This is a genomic window from Agrobacterium sp. GD03872, from assembly GCF_029840625.1.
Taxonomy (GTDB): Bacteria; Pseudomonadota; Alphaproteobacteria; order Rhizobiales; family Rhizobiaceae; genus Agrobacterium; species Agrobacterium fabrum_A.
In genome coordinates, this window is record NZ_JAOCCY010000017.1 from 47,093 (window position 1) to 69,080 (window position 21,988).

At 61.7% G+C, this 21,988-nt stretch carries 15 protein-coding genes; 6 read left to right on the forward strand and 9 right to left on the reverse strand.

Annotation, left to right across the window (positions count from 1 at the left end; genetic code table 11):
• Positions 1-157 precede the first annotated feature (157 nt).
• Positions 158-2,278 carry a TonB-dependent siderophore receptor gene (locus N5D22_RS23245; RefSeq protein WP_279658207.1) on the forward strand — a complete coding sequence of 707 codons (2,121 nt, stop codon included), beginning with the start codon at positions 158-160 and terminating at the stop codon, positions 2,276-2,278.
• A 195-nt stretch (positions 2,279-2,473) separates the two neighbouring features.
• Here the strand turns inward: N5D22_RS23245 and N5D22_RS23250 are convergent, their stop codons facing one another.
• Positions 2,474-3,367 carry an AraC family transcriptional regulator gene (locus tag N5D22_RS23250; protein ID WP_279658233.1) on the reverse strand — a complete coding sequence of 298 codons (894 nt, stop codon included), beginning with the start codon at positions 3,365-3,367 and terminating at the stop codon, positions 2,474-2,476.
• A gap of 218 nt (positions 3,368-3,585) precedes the next feature.
• On the opposite strand from N5D22_RS23250, the gene N5D22_RS23255 reads away from it, so the two are divergent.
• Complete coding sequence (locus N5D22_RS23255; protein WP_003521762.1) at positions 3,586-3,762, forward strand: hypothetical protein; 177 nt, start codon at positions 3,586-3,588, stop codon at positions 3,760-3,762.
• Between the two features lie 108 nt (positions 3,763-3,870).
• On the opposite strand, the gene katG is transcribed toward N5D22_RS23255, so the two are convergent.
• Positions 3,871-6,042 carry a catalase/peroxidase HPI gene (katG, locus tag N5D22_RS23260; protein WP_279658208.1) on the reverse strand — a complete coding sequence of 724 codons (2,172 nt, stop codon included), beginning with the start codon at positions 6,040-6,042 and terminating at the stop codon, positions 3,871-3,873.
• A 210-nt stretch (positions 6,043-6,252) separates the two neighbouring features.
• On the opposite strand from katG, the gene N5D22_RS23265 reads away from it, so the two are divergent.
• Entirely contained in the window at positions 6,253-7,161 is a 909-nt protein-coding gene (locus N5D22_RS23265; protein ID WP_279658209.1) for a hydrogen peroxide-inducible genes activator, read from the forward strand.
• A gap of 49 nt (positions 7,162-7,210) precedes the next feature.
• Here N5D22_RS23265 and N5D22_RS23270 read toward each other — a convergent pair whose 3' ends face one another.
• The 3 genes from N5D22_RS23270 to N5D22_RS23280 form a co-directional block, all read right to left on the reverse strand.
• A complete protein-coding gene (locus N5D22_RS23270) occupies positions 7,211-8,089 on the reverse strand; it encodes a DUF3313 domain-containing protein (RefSeq protein WP_279658210.1) in 879 nt (292 codons plus the stop codon).
• Between the two features lie 106 nt (positions 8,090-8,195).
• Complete coding sequence (locus N5D22_RS23275; RefSeq protein ID WP_279658211.1) at positions 8,196-9,530, reverse strand: HAMP domain-containing sensor histidine kinase; 1,335 nt, start codon at positions 9,528-9,530, stop codon at positions 8,196-8,198.
• Positions 9,527-10,201: a response regulator transcription factor gene (locus N5D22_RS23280; RefSeq protein WP_279658212.1), complete on the reverse strand. Its 675-nt coding sequence runs from the start codon at positions 10,199-10,201 to the stop codon at positions 9,527-9,529. The genes N5D22_RS23275 and N5D22_RS23280 overlap by 4 nt, the downstream gene beginning before the upstream one ends.
• 278 nt (positions 10,202-10,479) lie before the next feature.
• Here N5D22_RS23280 and N5D22_RS23285 point away from each other — a divergent pair, with 278 nt between their 5' ends.
• The 3 genes from N5D22_RS23285 (at position 10,480) to N5D22_RS23295 (ending at position 15,841) form a co-directional block, all read left to right on the forward strand.
• Positions 10,480-11,640: an efflux RND transporter periplasmic adaptor subunit gene (locus N5D22_RS23285; RefSeq protein WP_279658213.1), complete on the forward strand. Its 1,161-nt coding sequence runs from the start codon at positions 10,480-10,482 to the stop codon at positions 11,638-11,640.
• A 1-nt stretch (position 11,641) separates the two neighbouring features.
• The gene (locus N5D22_RS23290) at positions 11,642-14,794 is read left to right on the forward strand and encodes an efflux RND transporter permease subunit (protein ID WP_279658214.1); all 3,153 of its coding nucleotides are present in this window, start codon (positions 11,642-11,644) and stop codon (positions 14,792-14,794) included.
• Between the two features lie 255 nt (positions 14,795-15,049).
• Positions 15,050-15,841: a Ku protein gene (locus N5D22_RS23295; RefSeq protein ID WP_279658215.1), complete on the forward strand. Its 792-nt coding sequence runs from the start codon at positions 15,050-15,052 to the stop codon at positions 15,839-15,841.
• Between the two features lie 12 nt (positions 15,842-15,853).
• On the opposite strand, the gene ligD is transcribed toward N5D22_RS23295, so the two are convergent.
• From ligD to N5D22_RS23315, 4 genes are all read right to left on the reverse strand, one after another.
• Positions 15,854-18,346: a DNA ligase D gene (gene ligD, locus N5D22_RS23300; RefSeq protein WP_279658216.1), complete on the reverse strand. Its 2,493-nt coding sequence runs from the start codon at positions 18,344-18,346 to the stop codon at positions 15,854-15,856.
• A 3-nt stretch (positions 18,347-18,349) separates the two neighbouring features.
• The gene (locus N5D22_RS23305; RefSeq protein WP_279658217.1) at positions 18,350-19,177 is read right to left on the reverse strand and encodes a Ku protein; all 828 of its coding nucleotides are present in this window, start codon (positions 19,175-19,177) and stop codon (positions 18,350-18,352) included.
• Positions 19,174-19,362: a hypothetical protein gene (locus tag N5D22_RS23310; RefSeq protein WP_279658218.1), complete on the reverse strand. Its 189-nt coding sequence runs from the start codon at positions 19,360-19,362 to the stop codon at positions 19,174-19,176. The genes N5D22_RS23305 and N5D22_RS23310 overlap by 4 nt, the downstream gene beginning before the upstream one ends.
• 202 nt (positions 19,363-19,564) lie before the next feature.
• Positions 19,565-21,904, reverse strand: coding sequence for an EAL domain-containing protein (locus tag N5D22_RS23315; protein ID WP_279658219.1), 2,340 nt, complete (start codon positions 21,902-21,904; stop codon positions 19,565-19,567).
• Positions 21,905-21,988 lie beyond the last annotated feature (84 nt).

A 21,988-nucleotide genomic window follows, 5' to 3' on the forward strand; every position in this document is an offset into this window, starting at 1 on the left:
CAGGCAAGAAATGCCGTCGCAACAGCGGTGAAATTTCCGGGGTTTTGTACAAAACCGCAGAAAGTTACAATACCGGACAAACTTTCTCAAGTTATTGGGCGCTTCGAGAGTGGGCCGTGGAAGCGGCGATCGGGGCATCAACTTCTGGAACATACCAATGAATATCGAAACCGAAGGCAGACACCGCAAAACCGCGCGACGTCGTTACCGGGATGCGGCGCTGCTTGCCTGCACGGCGCTTGCCGCCACCCTGCCCGGCGCCCTGCTGGCGCAGGAGGCTGCCAGTACCGGCGGCAGCACGGTTCTGGAGCGCATCACCATCGACAGCGGCGATAATGACCAGAAGTCCATCGTCGCCACCCGCACCACAAGCGGCAGCAAGATGGCGACAGATATTCTCGACACACCCGCCTCCGTTTCCGTCATCACCGCCAAGGAAATGCAGCAGCGCGGCGTGCAGAGCGTGGAAGAAGCGCTGCAATATACCGCCGGTGTGACCACGGATTTTTACGGCTCCGACGACCGGTTCGACTATTTCAAGATTCGCGGTTTCGACGCCTATACCTATCGTGACGGGCTGACGCTTGGCCGTCCCTTCGGCGCGCTGCGCGAGGAAACCTATGCCTATGAGCGTGTGGAGGTGCTGAAGGGCGGCAATTCCACCACCTTTGGCGTCTCAGATCCCGGCGGCTCGGTGAATTATTCCACAAAGGTGCCGAAACGCACCCGTTTCGGTGAAGCCTATGTGACCGGCGGCTCCTATGGCCGCGCCGAAACCGGCTTCGATTTCGGGGACAACATCACCAGCGACGACACGCTGTCCTATCGCCTGACCGGCAAGCTCAGAAATGCCGACGCGGAATATGACTACTCCCGCGACGACGAGAAATTCTTCATGGGCGGTCTGACATGGCGTCCCACCGACGTCACCAGCCTGACCGTGGTTTACGATCATCTCAACAAGGATGGCGTTCCGGGCGGCGGCGGTCATCCCGTCGGCTCGCATTTCGACCGGAGCCGTTTCTTCGGCGAACCGGACTACAATTATCGCGGCACAAACCGCAATTCGCTGAGCGTGATGTTCGACCATGATTTCGGCTCGGGCCTGACCCTGAGCTCCAACGCCCGCTACAGCAAGGCGAATACGGACTTCGGTTACGCCTATATCTCGTCCACGCCGACCAACGGTTCGACAATCGCCAACCGGTCCTATTTCGGCAACGACACCGAGACCGAAAACTTCCTGATCGACACGCGCCTGCAATACGATACGCGGTTTGACAATGTCGAAAGCCGCAGCCTCGTCGGCGTCTTTTACAATGACTACACCTCCGGCAGCAAAAGCTACTTCGGCCCTGCGCCGAGCATCAACTGGATGAACCCGGTCTATACCGGCGCACCCGCTTCAGTGCCGCTCTATGCCGACTCCCTGACGGACCAGAAGACCAAAGCGATCTATCTTCAGCAGGACTTCACCTTCTTCGACCGGCTGATCGTCAGTGCCGGCCTGCGCAACGACTGGATCGACACCGAGCAGACCAACCGCCTGCGCGGCACCTCGGCGAGCGGCGACATCAGCGAACTGACCAAGCGTATCGGCGTGTCCTACAAGATCACCAATGAGATCGCGCCTTATATCAGCTACGCCGAATCGGTGGTGCCGGCATCTGGTCTGACGGTAGAGCCCGAACGCGGCGAACAGATCGAACTCGGCGTGAAATATCGTCCGGACGCTTTCCCGGCCCTGTTCACCGCCTCGATCTACGATCTGAAGAAGACCAACATCACCGTCACCAGCCCGATCACCAGCCTGCCGACCACCATCGGCGAGGTGCGTGTGCGCGGTCTCGATCTCGAAGCCAAGGCGGAAGTGACCGACAATCTCAGCCTGACGGCGGCCTATTCCTATCTCGACGCGGAAATCACTGAAAACGGCACCGGCGGTAACGTTGGCAACCGGCCGCAATTCGTGCCCGAGCATCAAGCTTCGCTGTGGGTCAACTACACGCTTGCGGGCAACGACCATTTCGGCGACATGACCTTCGGTCTCGGCGGCCGCTATACCGGCGCTTATTATTTCGACAATGCCAACAAGGTCGAAACCGGAAGCAGCGTGACCGTGGATGCGGCATTCAGCTACAAGATTCAGGAAACCGCCTCGCTGGACGTCAATGTTTCCAACATCTTCAACGAAAAACACGTCTCTTATGGCGGGTTCGGCGCTGACTTCTACAATCCCGGCCGGGCGTTTTCCGTGACTTTGCGAAAGATATGGTAAAAATCGATATTAGCAATATTTTTCAATATATTGCATAATTTCCCTAATGCACAACGTCATCCTCGGGCTCGTCCCGAGGATCTAACCACGTCTCATCAAGTCTGAAGGTCGCAGATCCTCGGGACAAGCCCGAGGATGACGAAAGGTGAGGTTTGCGCGCCTCACCAAAACACTGCGCATCGACCTCACCCAGCTTCAAAGAAGCCTGTGAAGCCGTCGCCAAGCGGCCGGCGTGTTTCCCACGGACTGGCGGAAAGCCTTGGTCAGATGGGCCTGATCGGAAAAGCCGAGCTGGGCGGCGATATCGGCCACTGTCAGATCGCCTTCCAGCAGAAGTTTCTGGGCGGCATTGATGCGCCGCTCCAATTGCCATTGCAGCGGCGTCTTGCCGGTGGTCTGGCGAAATACGGTGGCGAACCAGCTTTCCGAAAGCCCGACAATATCGGCCATCTCGGCAACCGTCATACGGTCGTCGCCACGCTTTTCGACCTGGGCAAGAAGCTTGTTCAACTGCGCCTGCGTCAGCCTGCCATTGGCCTGCGCAGGCGCAGGGCCGGGAATATCCAGCAGGCCGGCAACGATGCTGCCCACGAGGCTTTCCGCATAGACCGCATGTTTCGAGGGTTCAGCCAGCTCATCGACAAGCAGGCCGGCAAGGGTTTCCACCGAACCGATGTCCTGTATCTCGACCGGGCGGCGCAGCGCCGTCATCGCCGCCGAACTGCCGACCGAGGGCGACAGGAAACGCAACAGCCGGTCCCTGTGAATATGCAGATTGAGATGCGAGAACCGGTGCGTGGCGTTGCTGCTCGTCCACATCGGCACACCGGCCGGCACATAAATCGCCCGTGTCATCGGCCGCGAATGGTTGCTGAACTCGCCGTTGCGGTTGGACACGCTGATGCGCGAGGAAACATCGTTGAAAAAGATCATGATGCGCGGATCGGCGGCCAGATAATAGCCCTTCGCCCCCATCTGGCTTTCCGCTTCCCAGAAAGCACTGACCAGCCCATCCAGCTGCCGCCACTTCACCGGCGCGGTAACGCTGATCCCTTCCGTGTGCCAGGTCATGGAATGCCAGAAACTCAATGCGGGTACCGTCCGGTTGTCGGGTCTGCGGGTGAGGGTATGGAAAGACGGGCGCGCCGCGCCAGTCATCGCGCTCAGCCCCAATAACATGACTTATCAATTCATGTTAATAGCAAAGATCGTTATAAAGAGAAACATTCGCTGACGCGACGGCTCTGGAACCTCTGAGCGAAACGCCCGTTGAACTCCTGACAGCAACGCAACACGGGAGATTATCAATGGACAGCAAAAAGGAACCGGGCAACTTCGCGGACAAGAAACGCGAAGAGAAGGGCCGCGGCGTCATCGTGGCCGGACCGGATGCGCACGAAAACGAAAAGAGCGGCAAAGCTCCCTCGGCAAAGGCGGAAAAATCTTCATCGGGCAAACCGGTTGCGGCTTCTGACCGGCGATAGCATCGCGGATCGAGCGGTCGCCGATGCGTCCTCGCCAACCCACAGATAGAAAAAACACCTCCCCGATCGCTCAGGGAGGTGCATTATCATTAAACAGTCGGCCTTTGCTTACAGAAGGTCGAAACGGTCAGCGTTCATCACCTTCGTCCAGGCGGCGACGAAATCACGCACGAATTTCTCCCTGCTGTCGTCCTGCGCATAAACTTCCGCATAGGCGCGCAGGATCGAGTTCGAACCGATGACGAGGTCCACGCGGGTCGCCGTGTACTTGGCTGCCCCGGTCTTGCGGTCACGAATCTCATAGAGATTGTTGCCGGTCGGAACCCAGGAATAGGCCATGTCCGTCAGCGTCGTGAAGAAGTCCGTCGTCAGCGCGCCGGGCTTGTCGGTAAACACGCCATGCGCCGTACCGGCATAATTGGCGCCGATGACGCGCAGGCCGCCGATCAGCACTGTCAGTTCCGGCGCGGTCAGGCCAAGGAGCTGGGCGCGGTCCAGAAGCAGTTCTTCGGGGCTGACGACATAGTCCTTCTTGACCCAGTTGCGGAAACCATCCGCCAGCGGCTCAAGCGGGGCAAAGCTGTCGGCATCCGTCTGCTCGGCGGAAGCATCGCCACGGCCGGCCGCGAAAGGCACGGCAATGTCGAAGCCGGCCGCTTTCGCCGCCTGTTCCACACCGTAATTGCCGGCCAGAACGATCACATCCGCGATGCTCGCGCCGGTCTCACGGGCAATCGGTTCCAGAACCGAGAGCACGCGGGAAAGGCGGGCGGGCTCATTACCTTCCCAGTCCTTCTGCGGTGCGAGGCGGATGCGCGCGCCATTGGCGCCGCCGCGCTTGTCCGAACCGCGGAAGGTGCGGGCGCTGTCCCAGGCGGTCGCGACCAGATCGGCAACCGAAAGGCCAGAAGCCGCGATCTTCGCCTTGACGGCGGCGACATCGTAGCCGGTGGAGCCTGCCGGCACCGGATCCTGCCAGACCAGGTCTTCCGCTGGAACGTCCGGGCCGAAATAACGGGACTTCGGCCCCATGTCGCGGTGGGTCAGCTTGAACCATGCGCGGGCGAAGACCTCGGAGAAATGGTCCTGGTCGTCCTTGAACTTCAGCGAAATCTCGCGGTAGATCGGGTCGACCTTCAGGGCCATGTCGGCATCGGTCATCATCGGAATGGTACGGATCGAAGCATCCTCGACGTCGACCGGCTTATCTTCCTCGGCGATGGTGATCGGCGCCCATTGCGATGCACCGGCGGGGCTGTGGGTCAAGGTCCACTCATGCTTGAACAGCATTTTGAAGAAGCCGTTGTCCCACTTGGTCGGTTCGCTCGTCCATGCGCCTTCGATGCCGGATACTACCGTGTCGCGACCGATGCCGCGGCCCTTGGTGTTGATCCAGCCAAGCCCCTGATATTCCGGGCCTGCGGCTTCCGGATCGGGGCTGAGATTGGCGGCGCTGCCGTTGCCGTGCGACTTGCCGATGGTGTGGCCGCCGGCGGTGAGAGCCACGGTTTCCTCGTCATCCATGCCCATGCGGGCGAAGGTTTCGCGCATTTGCGCCGCCGTCGCCAGCGGATCGGACTTGCCGTTCACGCCTTCCGGGTTGACGTAGATGAGGCCCATCTGCACGGCAGCGAGCGGGTTTTCCAGCGTCGCAGGCTTGGTCACGTCGCCGTAACGGCCGTCGCTCGGCGCCAGCCATTCCTTTTCGTCACCCCAATAGGTGTCCTTTTCCGGAGCCCAGATGTCTTCGCGGCCAAAGGCGAAGCCGAAGGTCTTCAGACCGGCGACGTCATAGGCAATGGTGCCGGCGAGCGCGATAAGGTCTGCCCAGGAAATCTTGTTGCCGTATTTCTTCTTGATCGGCCACAGCAGGCGGCGGCCCTTGTCAGTGTTGACATTGTCCGGCCAGGAATTGAGCGGCGCAAAACGCTGGTTGCCGGTGTTGGCGCCACCGCGGCCGTCAGTCACACGGTAAGAACCCGCCGCGTGCCAGGTAACGCGGGCCATCATGCCCACATAGCTACCCCAGTCGGCCGGCCACCAGTCCTGGCTGTCGGTCATCAGCGCACGGAGATCGGCCTTCAACGCTTCGACATCGAGCGTCTTCAGGGCCTCGCGATAGTTGAAGGAGGTGCCGAGCGGATTGGTCTTGGTGTCGTGCTGGTGCAGGATGTCGAGGTTCAGCGCATTCGGCCACCATTCGGTCACCGATTTACCCGAGGCCGTGTTGCCTCCATGCATGACAGGACACTTGCCAGCCGGTTTTGAAGTTGCGTCCATTTCGCCCTCCGATGGGTTTAGCAATTAAACGAAATAATCAATTCGACATGTGCAGCGTTGGAGCCAGAGCCAGCGGCAGGTCATGACAAAACCGTGCAGCGACGCTGGTAACCTCTCACAGCTACAGCTTCTTTCTGTCATGAAGATGACTAACAGCCGGGTTCCATAATTTCCAATTGTATATTCTAAAGGCTGCGATATGCTGAGCTTATGATTGCGCTCTCCATGAAACATCTCCGCTATTTCGACGCTCTGGCCAAGATCGGCCATTTCGGTCGGGCGGCGGAGGCGTGCGCCATTTCCCAGCCGGCGTTGTCGCTGCAGATCCGCGAGCTGGAGGAACTGATCGGCGCGCCGCTCGTCGAACGGAGCAGCCGCCAGATCCGGCTGACCGCGCTTGGCGAGGAATTCGCCGAACGCACCCGCTCGATATTGCGCTCGGTGGATGAGTTGCAGGATCTGGCGCGGGCGCGGCATGGACCGCTCAGCGGCCGGCTGCGCATCGGCGTCATTCCCACCGTCGCACCCTATCTTTTACCACAGATTATCAAGACACTCACGCAGCATTATCCCGGACTGGAGGCCCGCCCGCGCGAAGCGGTGACGCAGAAACTCATCGAAGACCTTCTGGAAGCCCGGCTGGACATGGCCATCGTCGCCCTGCCCGTCTCGGAGCCGGCGCTGGAAGAGGTTCCGCTGTTTTCGGAGGAATTCATCCTGGTGCGGCCGATGGAGGATGCGGGCATGCCGGTGCCGAGCGCCGACAAGTTGGGCGAAATGCGCCTGCTGCTGCTGGAAGAAGGCCATTGTTTCCGCAACCAGGCGCTTTCCTTCTGCAGCACGACCAATGCGCCGCCGCGTGTGCTGATGGAAGGCTCCTCGCTCTCCACCCTCGTGCAGATGGTCGGCGCCGGCATCGGCGTCACGCTCATTCCGCAGATGGCCGTCGATATGGAGACGAGGCAATCCACCGTTTCGGTATTCCGGCTGGCGGAACCGCGTCCGTCGCGCACCATCGGCATGGTGTGGCGCAAGAGCAATCCGCTTTCGGCGCAATTCACCCACATCGCCGAGATCGTGCGTGAATGCGGCCTGCGGAAACTGGGCCTATCCCCATGAAGGTGGCGGGATAGCCGCCTTCATGGGCCCCTGGGAATGCCGGCAGATCCTATCGCGATGACGCTTTGGATTGCTTGTCCGTCCATTCAGGCGGCGCGCCGAACTGATCGGCCACCATCCCCTGCAAACCGCGCGAGCGGCCGTAAGCGTCGCATTCGGCATATTTTGGTTTTCCGCCGAGCGCCGATTTGATGCGGTGGCCGGACGGGAGCGAAATATCCAGCCCTTCGGACACCTTGCCGGTCAGGAGAATGCGCGAGAAATAATTGGCGAAATCCGAGGCAAGCCCATAGGCATCGCCGATTTCCGAAACACGGGCGCTGTCGGTGAGGGAATTCGCGCCTTTCGACCAGACGGCTGCGGCGCGCTGAACGCCAGTGCTGTCCACCGCCTCCGCCTCGACGGCCAGACCGCCGAGACCGACCGGCAGACGCGGCACGCCGACAGGCAGAACGAGATTGGTGCCGAGAGACACGGCCGTCGACACCCCGGCCATGGTCTTGTCGGTCGGCACAAGATCGGTGATTACCGTCCGCACCGTCATGTCCGCCGGCTGGCCAGCGGCGGCGATCCGGTATTTGTCGCTCAAGGCCACGCAGATGGCGCGGTCCAGCGCATTTGAAACAAGGGCGCGGTCCTTTTCCGCCGTGATTTGCGACGAGGCGGCGAAGGAAAAAGTGGTCGGCACGATGGCCACGGTTTTGACCGCGGCCAGCCCTTTGGCATCCACGAAGGTCCGCGACTTGGTGAACTTGCCCTTGGCCGGGCTGAGCTGCGCATAGGAGGACAGCGTGCCGCCCTCCTTCAGCGGCACGGAGGCGCAGCCGGACATGATGATGGCAAACGGCAAGGTGGCGAAGGCGACGCCGCGGCTGCGGGACGCCCTGACGCCGAAAGTCCGGGGGAACAGATTCCACTGTTGTTTCACTGCGCGTACTCCGGTTAAGGTTGAATCTCCTGCCCCATACGGTACGACAGCCAAAATTGCGGCAACATTACAATCGCGCGCGGCTGGAACGGCGCGCGATGCAAGCTCAGAACCGCAGCCGGAAGGTGCTTCCGAAAGTGCTGCTGTCGAGGAATATCCGCCCGTTGTGATTGGCGACGATCTGCTTGACGAGGCTGAGGCCAAGTCCGGCCCCGGTGCTGCGCGGCGTGACGCGGTAAAACGGCTCGAAAATCCGTTCCCTCTGGTCTTCGGCTATCCCCTGCCCCTCGTCGGAAATCGCAATCTCGCCACTGGCGAGAACCGAGACATGGATCATCCCCCTGTTTCCACCGTGGTCGATGGCGTTGCGCACGATGTTGCTGATGGCCCGCGGCAGGGTAAACGGATTGCCCAGCACCTCATACCGCGCGGTCTGCGTATCGAAGGAAATGTCATAACCGGCCGAAAGCGCAAGCGGCGCGAGATCGGCAACGACGGTGCGCGCGATCTCGACGAGATCCACCGTTTCGCGCCGGTCGTTCACCTGGTCGTTCCGCTCGAAGGCCAGAAGCTGTTCCGTGGTTTCCCCGAGCCGCGCGACATCCTCCATCAGGCGCTGCTGCTCCGGCCCGGGCAAGCCCTCTATCCGGGTCTGCATGATCGCAATCGGCGTTCGCAGCTCGTGCGCCGCATCGATGAGAAAACGCTGCCGTGCCCGAAACTGCTCCTCAAGCCGCTCGAGGATGCTGTTGAAGGCAAGGATCAGCGGCACCACTTCACGCGGCACATCCTCGACCGGAAGCCTTGCGCCCGGCCGGCGCGGATCTATCTCGGGGGCCTCCCTGACGACGGAACTGAGGCCGGCAAGCGCCTGCCGCACGATACGCGGCACCGAGAAGAACACCGCCGGCAGAATGACCGCCAGCAATGGAACATAAATCGGATAGGTGCCGGAAAGAAGCGTCAGAAACGATGCCCTGACATGCGTGGTGCCACCGAACATGACGCGGATGGCGCCGGCCTTGATCTTCATGCTTTCGATCAAGGCCACGTCGGCAACGCTGCCGCCGCCGCGCACATCGGCAACCATCATCAGATGCACGTAGCGGGCAAGCCCGGCATAGGCGGGCGGCACGGCGCCGTAGCTCACCGCCTTGCCGTCCAGCGTCGAGGCCACGAACCAGAGCGCTTCATTCTCCGCCTTCAGAGCCCGCAGCGCAGGGCCTTCGGAAATAACCAGCCCGTTCTGCTCATTGAATGAAATCGACTCGTCGAGTGTCTCCGAGAGATCGTCCCAAAGGCCGATATTGGGAGAAAGGCTCATCACCCCGTAAAAACAAAGGCCGATGATGACCACGGCGATCATGGCGGAAACGACGACGCTGAGCTGCCAGCTCAATTTCCACCACAAGGACGGGTTGGATGTGGCCTGCGCTTTCATGCCTCTTCCTTCAACAGATAACCGATGCCGCGGATATTATGGACGCCGACGCCTGCGGAGGCGTCGAGCAGGCGTTTTCGCAGCCGCGATATATGCGCGTCGAGCGCATTGGACTGGATCTCTTCCTCGTAATTATAAACGGCCGCCTCAAGCGTGGAGCGCAGCACGGACTTGCCCTTGCGTTTCGCCAGCGCAATGAGAACCGCAAGTTCGCGTCTTGGCAGATCGAAGGGAACGGAATTGATCGTGACGCTGAGATGGAGCGGATCGATGACGATGCGGCCGGCGGTGATCTCTGCCGGCGCCAGGCTTGCCGGCCGTCTTAAAACCGCACGCACCCGCGCCAGCAGCTCGCCGACCAGAAACGGCTTGCCGAGATAATCGTCGGCGCCGCCGTCCAGCCCGGCGATCCGCTCTTCCGGCTCGTTCATCGCCGTCAGCAGAATGATCGGCGTATCGATGCCGGCCCGACGCAGCTGCGGAATGAAGGAGAGCCCTTCCCCATCCGGCAGGCGGCGGTCGAGCAGGATGGCGTCATAGACATGCTGGCGCGTCAGCTCCATCGCATCGCCGAGCCACATCGTATGGTCGACAACGATGCTCTGCCTGCCGAGTGTGGCCGTCAGCGCATCCGCCATTTCCTTTTCGTCTTCGATCAACAGAAGTCTCATGCATCACCATCCCTTCGCCTTCCCTTGTCTGCCAGAAAGGTTGCGGCAGTATTGCGGCGAAGACGCCACCAGGGCATTTCCGCTCAGGACAGGCAACCGTTTCCGTCCGGAAAATGCATGAAAACAGGGCGATGGCGCCTCCGACCATGCCATTTGCACCGCATTCTCGCGGGGGGTAATGCTGCTGCAATTATGGATGCCTATCCAGAGACCATCCGCCTCAAGAGAGGCAATGCGACCGCCCCTGGCGGCGGTCCCGGGATGGAAAGGATTTCAGTATGTGGGTGAAGAGAACCCTCAGGGCGGGGATCGCGCTTGCAGGCTGCGTTTTCGTCGTCACCGCTCTCGATCCGGCGCGCGGAAGCGTCGATGCGAATGAGCGCGTCAAGGGACTGGTGGAAGGGCTCGTCGAGACGGCCGCAATGAGCCCCGCCGGCACGCCGTTCGAACTGACCGCTGCGGAAACGGCCAAGATCGGCACGCGTCAGATGGTGGAGCGGCTCGGCATCAGCGGCGAACTTCAGCCGATCACCCGCGTGGTGATCCGCGCCCGTGACGCCGGCAAGGTTCTCGAAGTGAACGTCCGGGACGGAGACGCGGTGCCGTCGGGCAAGCTGCTCGTGCGCTTCGAAACCGATGAGCTGCAATCGACGCTGCTGCTGCGCCAGAGCGACCGGGACGCGGCCGAAGCCGAGCTGATGCTGGCAATGCTGGCCCTGACCAGGACCGAACAGCTTGCGTTGAAGAACATCGCCTCGGCGGAACAGCTCGACAAGGCGAAAAGCGATGTTGCGGTGAAGACGGCAAGGCTCCAGAGCCTTTCGGCGCAGGCGGATATCGCCCGGCTTGCCCTTCGCAACGCCGAAATCCGCGCGCCTTTCAACGGCACAGTCACCCGGCGGCTGGCCGAGGCGGGATCCCGTGTCGGCGCGGATGGCGAGCTTCTCACGCTTGTCGATACCAGCGTGCTGGAAGCGAAGGTTCTGGTCGCCACGCGCGATGTTCCGCGCGTTGCCCTTGGTCAAACGGCGGAGCTGGAGATTGACGGCCTTGGCGGCCAGATCGTCAAGGGGACGGTCGACCGCATCAGCCCGGTTGCCGAAGACGGCACCCGCTTCGTCGCCGTCTATCTGCGGCTTGCCAATCGCGACGGCCGGCTGTGGGGCGGGATGTTCGCCAGCGGCTCGATCCTGCTGCGAGAAAAAGACGGGGCGCTCGTCGTTCCCGCAATCGCGCTGCGCAGGGATGAGTCGGGCTACCATGTCCTCAAGGTGCAGGATGGCCATCTTCGCCGTCAGACAGTCGCCGTGGGGCCGCATTGGAACGGCGGCAGCCTGATCGAGATCGCCGCGGGCCTGAAGGATGGCGAAACGATCCTGACGGCGCCGCTTCCCGAATTGCAGCCAGGCATGGCCGTGGCCATCGACAAGGCAGGCTGAGATGTTTTTGACCCGCATATCCGTCACCCACCCCGTATTCGCCACCATGATGATGGTGGCCCTTCTCGTCATGGGCGCCTTTTCGCTGCAGCGGCTGGGGCAGGACCAATATCCCAATGTCGACGTTCCCGTCGTGGTCGTCATCACCACCTATCCCGGCGCTACGCCGGAGACGGTGGAAACCGAAATCACGCGCCCGGTCGAGGATGCGCTGAACACCCTCGGCGGCCTCGATGAGGTTACCTCCACATCCTACGAAGGGCGCTCCGTCGTCGTTGCGAAATTCAAGCTCGAAGTGCAGAGCTCGGCGGCCGCGCAGGAGGTGCGCGACAAGATCGCCGCCATCGAGGCGAATTTTCCCGAAGACGCCAGGAAGCCCGTCATATCGCGGTTCGACCCTGCCGCCGACCCGATCCTGTCCGTGGCGATCAGTTCGACGTCGCTCGATGTGACCGCGCTGACCAGCCTTGCCGACCAGAGGGTGGTGCGGCAGCTGACGACGGTTGCGGGCGTCGGGCAGGCAACGCTGGTCGGCGCCCGCAAACGGCAGATCGACGTGACAATCGACGAGACGCGCATGCGCGCCCTTGGAATCGGCGTCAACGAGGTGGTGAACGCGCTGCGGAGCGGCAACAGCAACAGCCCGGCCGGCAGCGTCGTCGATCCCGTCTCCGAACGCACGATCCAGGTGCAGGGCCGTATCGAGGAGCCGCAGGCGCTGCTGGATATGGTCGTCGCGCGGCGCGGCGGCGCAGCCATCGAGCTGCGCGATATCGCCACGCTTGCCGAGGGTGCGGCCGACCCCGAAAGCCGCGCGCTCTACAATGGCCAGACGGCGCTGGCGATCGACATCGTCAAGGTGCAGGACGCCAACACGGTTCAGGTCGTGAGTGATGTGAGGAAACGCCTCGATGCGCTCAATGCCGAGCTTGCCCCGCAGAATGTGCGGCTGCGCATCGTCACCGATTCATCCATCCCCATCCGCGAATCCGTAACGCAGGTGCAGACCACCTTGGTCGAGGGGGCGGCGCTCGCCGTCGCCATCGTCTTCCTGTTCCTCAACTCCTGGCGCAGCACCGTCATCACCGGACTGACGCTGCCGATCGCAATCGTCGGCACCCTCGCGGTCATCGATTTCCTCGGTTTCACGCTCAATACGCTCAGCCTGCTGGCGCTGACGCTGTCCATCGGCATTCTGGTGGATGACGCCATTGTCGTGCGTGAAAACATCACCCGGCATCTGCACATGGGCAAATCGCATCTGCGCGCGGCGCTTGACGGCACCAGTGAGATCGGGCTTGCGGTGATCGCGACGACGGCGACGATCGTGGCGGTTTTCCTGCCGGTCGCTTTCATGGACGGCATTGTCGGCCGGTTTTTCTATGAATTCGGCGTCACCGTCTCCGCCGCCGTGCTGATCTCGCTTTTCGTCGCCTTCACGCTCGATCCGATGCTGTCGAGCGTCTGGTACGACCCCGATGCGCAGGCCGATGCAAAACGCGGCCCCGTCGGCCGCCTGGTCGCGCGGTTCGACCGCGGCTTCGAATGGATGGCCGGGCGATATCGGCGAGCCATCGGCTGGACCTTGCGCCACCGGCTGGTGACCCTGCTTGCCACGTCGGGCATCTTTGTCGGCAGCCTGTTGATGGTGCCGCTGGTCGGTACGGAATTCGTGCCCAACGCCGATGAAGGCCGCTTCCAGATCAACATGACCGCACCGGTCGGTTCCTCGCTGGATTATACGACGACGAAGGTGCGGCAGATCGAAAAGGCGCTCAGGGAATTTCCGGAAGTCGAGACGCTCTATTCCACCGTCAATACCGGCGGGGCGGCCGGTAAACATCGCGCCGCCATAATGGTGGAACTGGTGCCGCTCAATATGCGGAGCCGCACCCCCTTGGCCCTTGCCGAACCCGTCCGCAAACGCCTTTCGGCCATACCCGGCGTGGAGATCGCGATTCTGCAAAACGGTCTTGGCGGCGGTGAAAGCCCGGTGCAGATCGGCATTCTCGGCGACGACCGGTCGGTTCTCGAAAAAATCGCCAACGGCCTGATGGAGGACATGAAAAAAATCCCCGGTCTGGTGGACGTGACCTCCAGCGCCAGGGATGTGACTTCCATCCTGTCGGTGCGCCTGAAACCCGCGGCGGCGAGCGATCTCGGCATTGCCAGATCCGATCTGGCCGCAGCGCTTTCTCCCCTCATCGGCGGTGAGGATGTGTCGAAATGGACAGATGCCGACGGAAACAGCTACGACATCGTCATTCGGTTGCCGGCCGAGCGCCGTTCGGATGCGACAAGGCTCGGTGAGCTGATGATCGCGACCGGCCGCACGGCAACGAACGGCGCACCGCTGATGGTGCGTCTCGATCAGGTCGCCGATATCGGTGCCATGCCGGCGCCCGCCGAAATACGCCGTATCGACAATCGCCGCGAAATACTGGTTTCGGCCAATATTACCGGCCGCACGCTTGGCGACGTGACGGAGACGCTGCAGGCCCTGACCGCCGGCCGCGATCTGCCGAATGGCTATCGCATTCGCTTCGGCGGTGAGGCCGAGACCATGCAGGAGACCATCGGCCACCTGGTCACGGCGCTCACCATGGCCGTCATTTTCATCTACATCGTGCTCGCCTCGCAATTCGGCAGCTTCACGCAGCCGCTCGCCATCATGGCGTCGCTGCCGCTGTCGCTCATCGGCGTCCTTGTCGGCCTGATGGCGGCCGGCAGCACGATCAACATGTTCTCGCTGATCGGCTTCATCATGCTGATGGGCCTTGTGACCAAGAACGGCATATTGCTGGTCGATTTCGCCAATCGCGAGCGGCGGCGCGGGCTTTCGCTGAACGAGGCGCTGGAAAATGCCGGCGTCATCCGCTTCCGTCCGATCATCATGACAACGCTGGCGATGATCTTCGGCATGATCCCGCTCGGTCTCGCCGTCGGCGGCGGCGGCGCGCAGCGCGCGCCGATGGCGCACGCGGTGGTTGGCGGTCTCGTCAGTTCCACGCTGCTGACGCTGATCGTGGTGCCGACGATCCTGTCCTATATGGACAGCATTGTCAGGCGTTTTGCCCGGCTGCTGCCGAAGGCGCCGGATGAGGCCGAGCACCCGGAGCCGCCGGTACAACCTGCCCCAGGCCATCCGGGCTGAAAGGTGGCTTCTGTATCTCCAGCCGGATGGCGGGACGGCAGCATTGCAGTTTTGACCGCGCGAATGGACGCAAGCCCGCCCGCGGTCACGGTCCCCACCCATCCGGCGTTTCTTTACCCTTCGGCCGAAAATCGACCGGAAGCGATTTCAGCTTATATCACCAACAGATCCCGCCACCCGATTGCCTTTTCCCGGAACAAAAGCCGCCTTGTGGCTGTTGTTCCGGGGAAACCCAGGGCGAAGCGGATCGCGGACATGGCACGGCAGGTTTTCTGGAAGGGTTATCTGAAGCTGTCACTGGTGACGGCCGCCGTCTCGCTGACGCCTGCGACGACCGAAGGCAACAAATACCGCTTCCACATCCTCAACCGCAAAACCGGCAACCGCGTCGAAAGCCGCTATGTCGACAGCGTTACCCACAGGGCGGTCGCCGCCAGGAACCAGGTGAAGGGGTTTCCCCGCGGCGAAGACGATTATGTGCTGCTGGAGGATGACGAGATCGATGCGGTGGCGCTGGAAAGCACCCGCACCATCGATATCAGGACCTTCGTGCCGAAGGGATCGATCGACTGGATCTGGTACGACCGTCCGCATTTTCTGCTTCCGGAAGACAAGATCGGCACCGAAGCCTTCAGCGTCATTCGCGAAGCCATGAAAGCGAACCATGTCTTCGGCATTGCGCGTCTGGTGCTCTACCGCCGCGAAAGGGCGGTTTTGCTGGAGCCGTCCGGCAAGGGCATTATCCTCTGGACGCTGCATTATGGCGAGGAAGTGCGTGAAAGCATCGACGCGCTTGAGCCCAAAATGAAAATCGAAAAGCCGCTGCTGGAAGCCATGGAAAAACGCCTCGGCAAACAGGTGACCGGCTGGAAACCGACCTTGGTGCAGGACCCCATTCAGAAAAAGATCAAGTCGCTGCTGAAGACCAAGGGCGAAGCGGTCCCCTCCTCGAAAAACAAAAGCGGCGCCAGGGTCAAAACCGGCGGTAATGTCATCAACATCATGGATGCGCTGAAGAAGAGCATCGCTTCCGAAAAGAGACGCTGAGGCTCGTCATCCTCACCGGGCCTTTTTCGGCAGCGGTTCGGCGGCGGCAAAAAAGCCGTCCCACGGGTCTTTTTTCAACCCGGAAAGACGCGCCCCCATATTGTTGACGGTGAAGTGCGCCGGGCCGATTTCGGCCGTCAGTTCCGACCATTCGAGCGGCGCGGAAACGGCCGCGCCGGGACGGGCGCGCGCCGAATAGGCCGCAACCGCCGTATTGCCCCTGCCGTTGCGCAGATAGTCGATGAAAATGCGGCCCTGCCGTTTCGCCTTGGTGGCGACCGAGAGATATTTCTCCGGTTCGGCCTTCGACATATCCGCCGCCATGGCCTTGGCGAAGGCCTTGACCGGAGCCCAGCCCGCCTGTGGTTTCAGCGGTGCAACGACATGCAGCCCCTTGCCGCCCGAGGTCTTGACGAAAGCGCCAAGCCCGGCCTCTTCGAAACGCCGTTTCAGCTCCAGCGCCGCCCCGATCACCCCTTCCCATGCCACGTCGTCGGCGGGATCGATATCCATGGTGATCATATCGGGTTTTTCCCAGCTGGCGGTGGTTGCGCCCCATGGGTGAATTTCAAGCGCAGCGGATTGCACAAGCGCCATCAAGCCATCGAAATCGGTGATGCGGATCAGCGGTTCGCCACCCCTGTCTCCGGGATCCCTGATCTGCTCGACGGCCTTGTTGATGCCGCGCCAGGCATGTTTCTGAAAGAAACGCTGCCCTTCGATGCCCTCCGGGCAGCGCAGCAATGCCAGCGGCCGGTTGACGACAAACGGCGCCATGTGCCGCCAGACCTGGGCGTAATAATCGGCAAGCCCCTGCTTCGTCACACCGTCGTCCGGCCAATAAAGCCGATCCGGATGGGTGAACTTGATCTTCGATTGCGGCGCCTCAATATCGGACACGGCTTTCTCCTCCCGTTCGATTTCTCCTGCCGGCTTGTCTTCGCGCAGACCCCGGAAGGAGGCGTGTCGCAGATTGCCATCCGCGGACCATGCCCGAAACTCCACTTCCGCCACCAGTTCCGGTTTCACGAAATGAAGATCGCGGCGGGCAAGCGCGGTGAGCGTGTCGCCGAACGGGCTTTCCTTACGTCCCAGCGGCTTCAGGCGGCCAAGCAGCATCTCCGCCGCTTCGCCGGTATAACCAGTCCCGACACGGCCGACATGGCGCAGCTTGCCATTTTCATAAACACCGAGCGCCAGCGATCCGATGGCATGGTCCGATGCCGAGGAGACCGTATAACCGCCGATGACGAATTCCTGTCGCATCGAACATTTGGACTTTACCCATTCGCCTTTGCGGTCGGACACATATTTGCTGTTCCTGACCTTGGAAACGACACCTTCGAGGCTGAGCCGGCAGGCATGTTCGAGAACAAGCGCGCCGCTTTCCTCGAAATGCTGGCTGTAGCGGAGGTGGGGATCGCCCGCCGGCAACAGCTTTTCCAGCAGCGCCTTTCGCTCGCTCAATGCCGCACCGCGCAGGTCGCTGCCATCGAGATGAAGAAGATCGAAGGCGTAAAAGACGAAACGGTCGCTGCGTCCTCCGCTCAGATCCTGCTGCAAGGCGGAGAAATCGGAAGCGCCATTATCGCGTTCAACGACGATTTCGCCATCAATCAGCACCCTTTCCACCGGCAGCCCCTTGAGCGCCCCTGTCACGGCACTGCCGAATTTCTCCGTCCAGTCGAGCCCGCTGCGGGTCAGCAGCTGAAGCTTGCCCTGATCGAGACGCGCCTGCAGGCGGTAACCGTCGAATTTGATTTCATGCAGCCAGCGAGAGCCATCCGGCGGTTTCGGCTTCAGGGCGGCGAGTGCCGGCGGCACGAAGGGTGGCATGGCCTGTCTGCGCGCCCCTTTGGGCAGCGCATGCGCCTGCTTTTTGCCCGACGTCGAAGCAGCGGCCTTTTTCGAAACCGGCCTGGAATTCCAGGTATCTCCGGGTTTTGCGGCAACCGCCTCGACGCTGCGCCCGGTCTTTACCGATTCCGGCCGCTCTTCGAGAATATCCGCCCCGCCCCTGTGCCTCGCCTCCTCGTCTTCGCCCTTGATCAGCAGCCAGTTTTCGCGGCTTTCTCCGGGCTTGCCATGCATGCGCACCAGATGCCAGCGTCCCCTCAGTTTTTCGCCGTCCAGCTCGAACTCCAGGTGGCCTTTGCGGTAACCCCTGCGGGCATCGCCGACCGGCCGCCAGGTGCCGCGATCCCAGACGATCACGGTACCGCCGCCATATTGCCCCCTGGGGATAACACCTTCGAAATCGCCGTAGCTCAGCGGATGGTCCTCCACATGCACGGCAAGACGCTTGTCCTCGGGATCGAGGCTCGGGCCGCGCGTCACCGCCCAGCTTTTCAGCACCCCATCCATTTCCAGACGGAAATCATAATGCAGGCGGCGGGCGTCGTGTTTCTGGATCACGAAGCTCGATCCCTGCTGTTCGGCCTTCGCGCCTTTGGGTTCTGGCGTCTTGTCGAAGCTGCGCCTGGCGTTATAGGTCTGCAATCCCATGGATCAGCTCGCTTTCCGGGGGGCCTTCCGGCCTCCCGCCGCAGCCTTTTTCCCGCTGCCGGCCCCGGCGCTGCGGCGCAAGGCCTCCTTGAGATCGATGATATTGTCTTCGCTGCGCGCTGGCGGCCTGACGATTTCGCGGCCCTCGATCTTGGCTTTCACCAGCTCCGCCAGCGCATCGTTATACCGGTCGCTATAATCGGCCGGATCGAACGTGCCCGCCCGTTTCTCGATGATGTGACCGGCAAGCTCCAGCATTTCATCGTCGAACGTGATGTCCGGGATCGATTTGAAAACAGCCGTCTGGGACCGAACCTCATAACTGAAATTCAGTGTCGTCGCGACAAGCGCCCTGCCGCTCGGGCGGATCAGCAGGATGCGGTTGCGGCGAAACAGCACCGCCTCGCCAAGTGCGACGACATTTTCATCCTCCATCGCCTTTGCAAGAAGGGTCAGCGCCTCCTCGCCCCCCTGCTGCGTGGGCGCCAGATAATAGGACTTGTCGAAATAGAGCTTGTCGATCTCGTCACAGGGCAGAAAATGACCGATGCGAATGACCTTGTCGCTTTCCGGCATCAGCCTGGCGATCTCATCCCCCTCAATGACGATATGATCGCCATTGTCGAGTTCGTATCCCTTGACCTGATCCTCGCGAAGCACGGGATCACCGGTATCGCCATCGACATATTGCCGCTCGACACGGTGGCCGGTCTTGCGATTGACGATGTTGAACGAGATTTTCTCCGCCGAGGTCAGCGCGGAATAAAGGCCGATTTCGCAGTTGAAATCGGCAAATGCCAGATGGCCTTTCCAGCTCGCCCTTCGGTTCATCTCCGTTGCCCCTCGCCACCCTGACGACAGGACGCTTCGCCGCGCCGGCCATCGCTGCCTTCGACGCCATGGTCAGGGAAAGACGCCACATTCGGCACGCTACCCGGCATTTCCCGGGCCGCGGTTAAGAAGGCCGGGTCCGGATACTGGCGGCGCGGGTCCTGCTGCTCGAGACGGTCTGTCATCGCGGTCTCTCCCATAGAAAGATGTTCATCCGCGGCGCGTTGCATGACAGCGGCGCAATACCGCCCGGTCAGGCTGGTCGTCGGCGCCGCAAGGGCTGCCGAAGCATGGACGTGCCACACGCAACCCTAACGATCTGGCCTCGTTCGCGTTCCATCGACTATGGAAAGGCGGGCGGCGACGGCATGCGCCGCCGCTCTTTTATCAAACGGAGTGTTTCTTCCGCTTGGCGGTGCTCACGGCCTGGGCGGGGGCGACATCCGGCTTGCCGAAGAGATAGCCCTGCGCCTGCGCGCAGCCCTCGTCCACGACCATGCGGTATTGCGCGTCCGTTTCGATCCCCTCCGCCGTCACAGGCAGATCGAGGCTGCGGCCAAGGCCGATCACCGCGCGCACGATGGCGCGGGCATTGTCGTCCTCGCTCATGGCGGCGATGAAGCTGCGGTCGATCTTGATCTTGTCGAAGGGGAAACTCTGCAGGTTGCTGAGCGAGGAATAACCCGTGCCGAAATCGTCCATGACGATGGCGACGCCGAGCGCCTTCAGCTGGTTGAGGATGATCAGCGTCGCCTTGCGGTCTTTGAGAAGCGCGGCCTCGGTGATTTCCAGCTCCAGCCGGTTCGGCGAAAGCCCGGTCTGCATCAGGACCGTGCAGACGACGTGGCCGAGATTGGCCAGCGAAAACTGCAATGGCGAGACATTCACCGCGATCTTCAGATGCGGCGCCCAGCCGGCCGCCTGGCGGCAGGCCTCGCGCAGCACCCATTCGCCGAGCGAGATGATGATCCCGCTCTCTTCGGCAATCGGAATGAAGATATCGGGCGACACCACGCCCCTTGTCGGATGTTGCCAGCGCACCAGCGCCTCATAACCGACAACCTGGCCGCATTCGACTGACAGCACCGGCTGATAATTCAACAACAGTTCGTCGCGACTGATGGCAAGCCGCAGATCGGTCTCAAGCTGGCGGCGTTCGCGCGCCTCCTGGTCCATCACCGGATCGTAAAAGGCCAATATGCCGCGCCCGCCCATCTTGGCGCGATAAAGCGCCAGATCGGCGGCATGCATGATGCTTTCATGGTCCTTTCCGTCACGCGGGAAGACGGCGATGCCGATGCTGACGCCGACCGAGGTCGGGTCGTTGGCGACATTCATCTTCAGCCCGAACATGCCGAGGATCGTCTCGGCCAGCAGGCGCGCCTCATCCGCCCGGGTGTGCCGGGCGGTCAGGATGACGAATTCATCGCCGCCGAGGCGGGCGACCACATCGCCTGCCCTTGCGCATTCATCGAGAATGGCGGCCACTTTTTTCAGGACGCGGTCACCCTCGGCATGGCCGAATATGTCATTGACCGCCTTGAACCGGTCGAGATCGAGCGCCAGCAGCGCAAATTCGTCCTCTTCGTCGCAATTCTCGATCTGCTGGTGAAGACGGGTCTGGAACATGGTGCGGTTGGAAAGGCCCGTCAGCACGTCGTGACGGGCCAGATATTCGATCTCCCGCTGCGCTTCGCGCTTTTCCGTCAGGTCGCGAATGGCCATCACCTCACAGGGACGCCCGCGATATTCGATCGTGCGCACGCTCAGTTCGAATGTCTGTGCCTGCCCGGCGCGCTCGCGAACCGCCTCCACCGGTGCATGGCGCGGCAGATAAGCGGGCTGCCCGTCGATCGCCTTGAAGAGATCGTCGGGGTTCTGTCCGACCAGCGATGATTCCTCCCTGCCCAGAAGGCCGGCAAAACGGGTATTCAGCTCCACGATCCGCCCATCGCGGACGACGGCGAGACCATCCAGCGTTGCATCGACGAGACCCTTGAGATCGACAAGATAACGATCCACCAGGGCGGCAACGGCGGTGGAGGAGAGAATCAGGAATGTGACGCCGGAAATGGCGCAGATCATGATCAGCCGGGCGACATTGTCGGGATCAGGCCCGGATAAGGACGGATCCGGCGAAAGCACCGTGGCCGACATGGCGGTGAAATGCAGCGCGCAGATCGCGAAAATCGCCGATCCGGCCGGCGCGGCGATGCGCTTCCACGAGCCGAGGCGACGGAAAAGAAAAAACGCCAGAAGAAAAGCCGCCCAGGAGACTGCAAAACCACCCAGCACCGGCCCCCACCGGTAGCTGATCGTGGCGGCGACATCCATTCCAGCCATTCCGACGAAATGCATGACGGCGACCGACAGGGTGACCAGCGTACCGACGATAACAGGGCTGTAAGCAGCCTGCGAGCGGGCCGTGAGCGCCAGCCAGAAACCGGCGACGGCGAGAACCGCCGAAAGCGCCGTGAAGACGAAATCGTAACCGATCGGAACCGCGCCCTTATAGGCCAGCATGGCGACGAAATGTGTGGCCCAGACACTGAGACCCCCGGCGAAGGCGGCAACCAGCACCCAATAGGGTTTGCGGCCGGCCGGACTTTCCTCCGCACGCAGCAGAAGGTGAAAAAAAGCAAACATGCCAAGCAGGCAGATGATAGCCGCAAGAAGAACGACCGCCCGGTCGTGCTGTATCGCAACGCATTCCAGAACCGTGAACATGACGCACTCTCCCAGCCTCTGAAGAACCGCTCACGGTGGCACTATGGAAGTGGTTTATTTATAAATCTCTAATGCAACCATTGA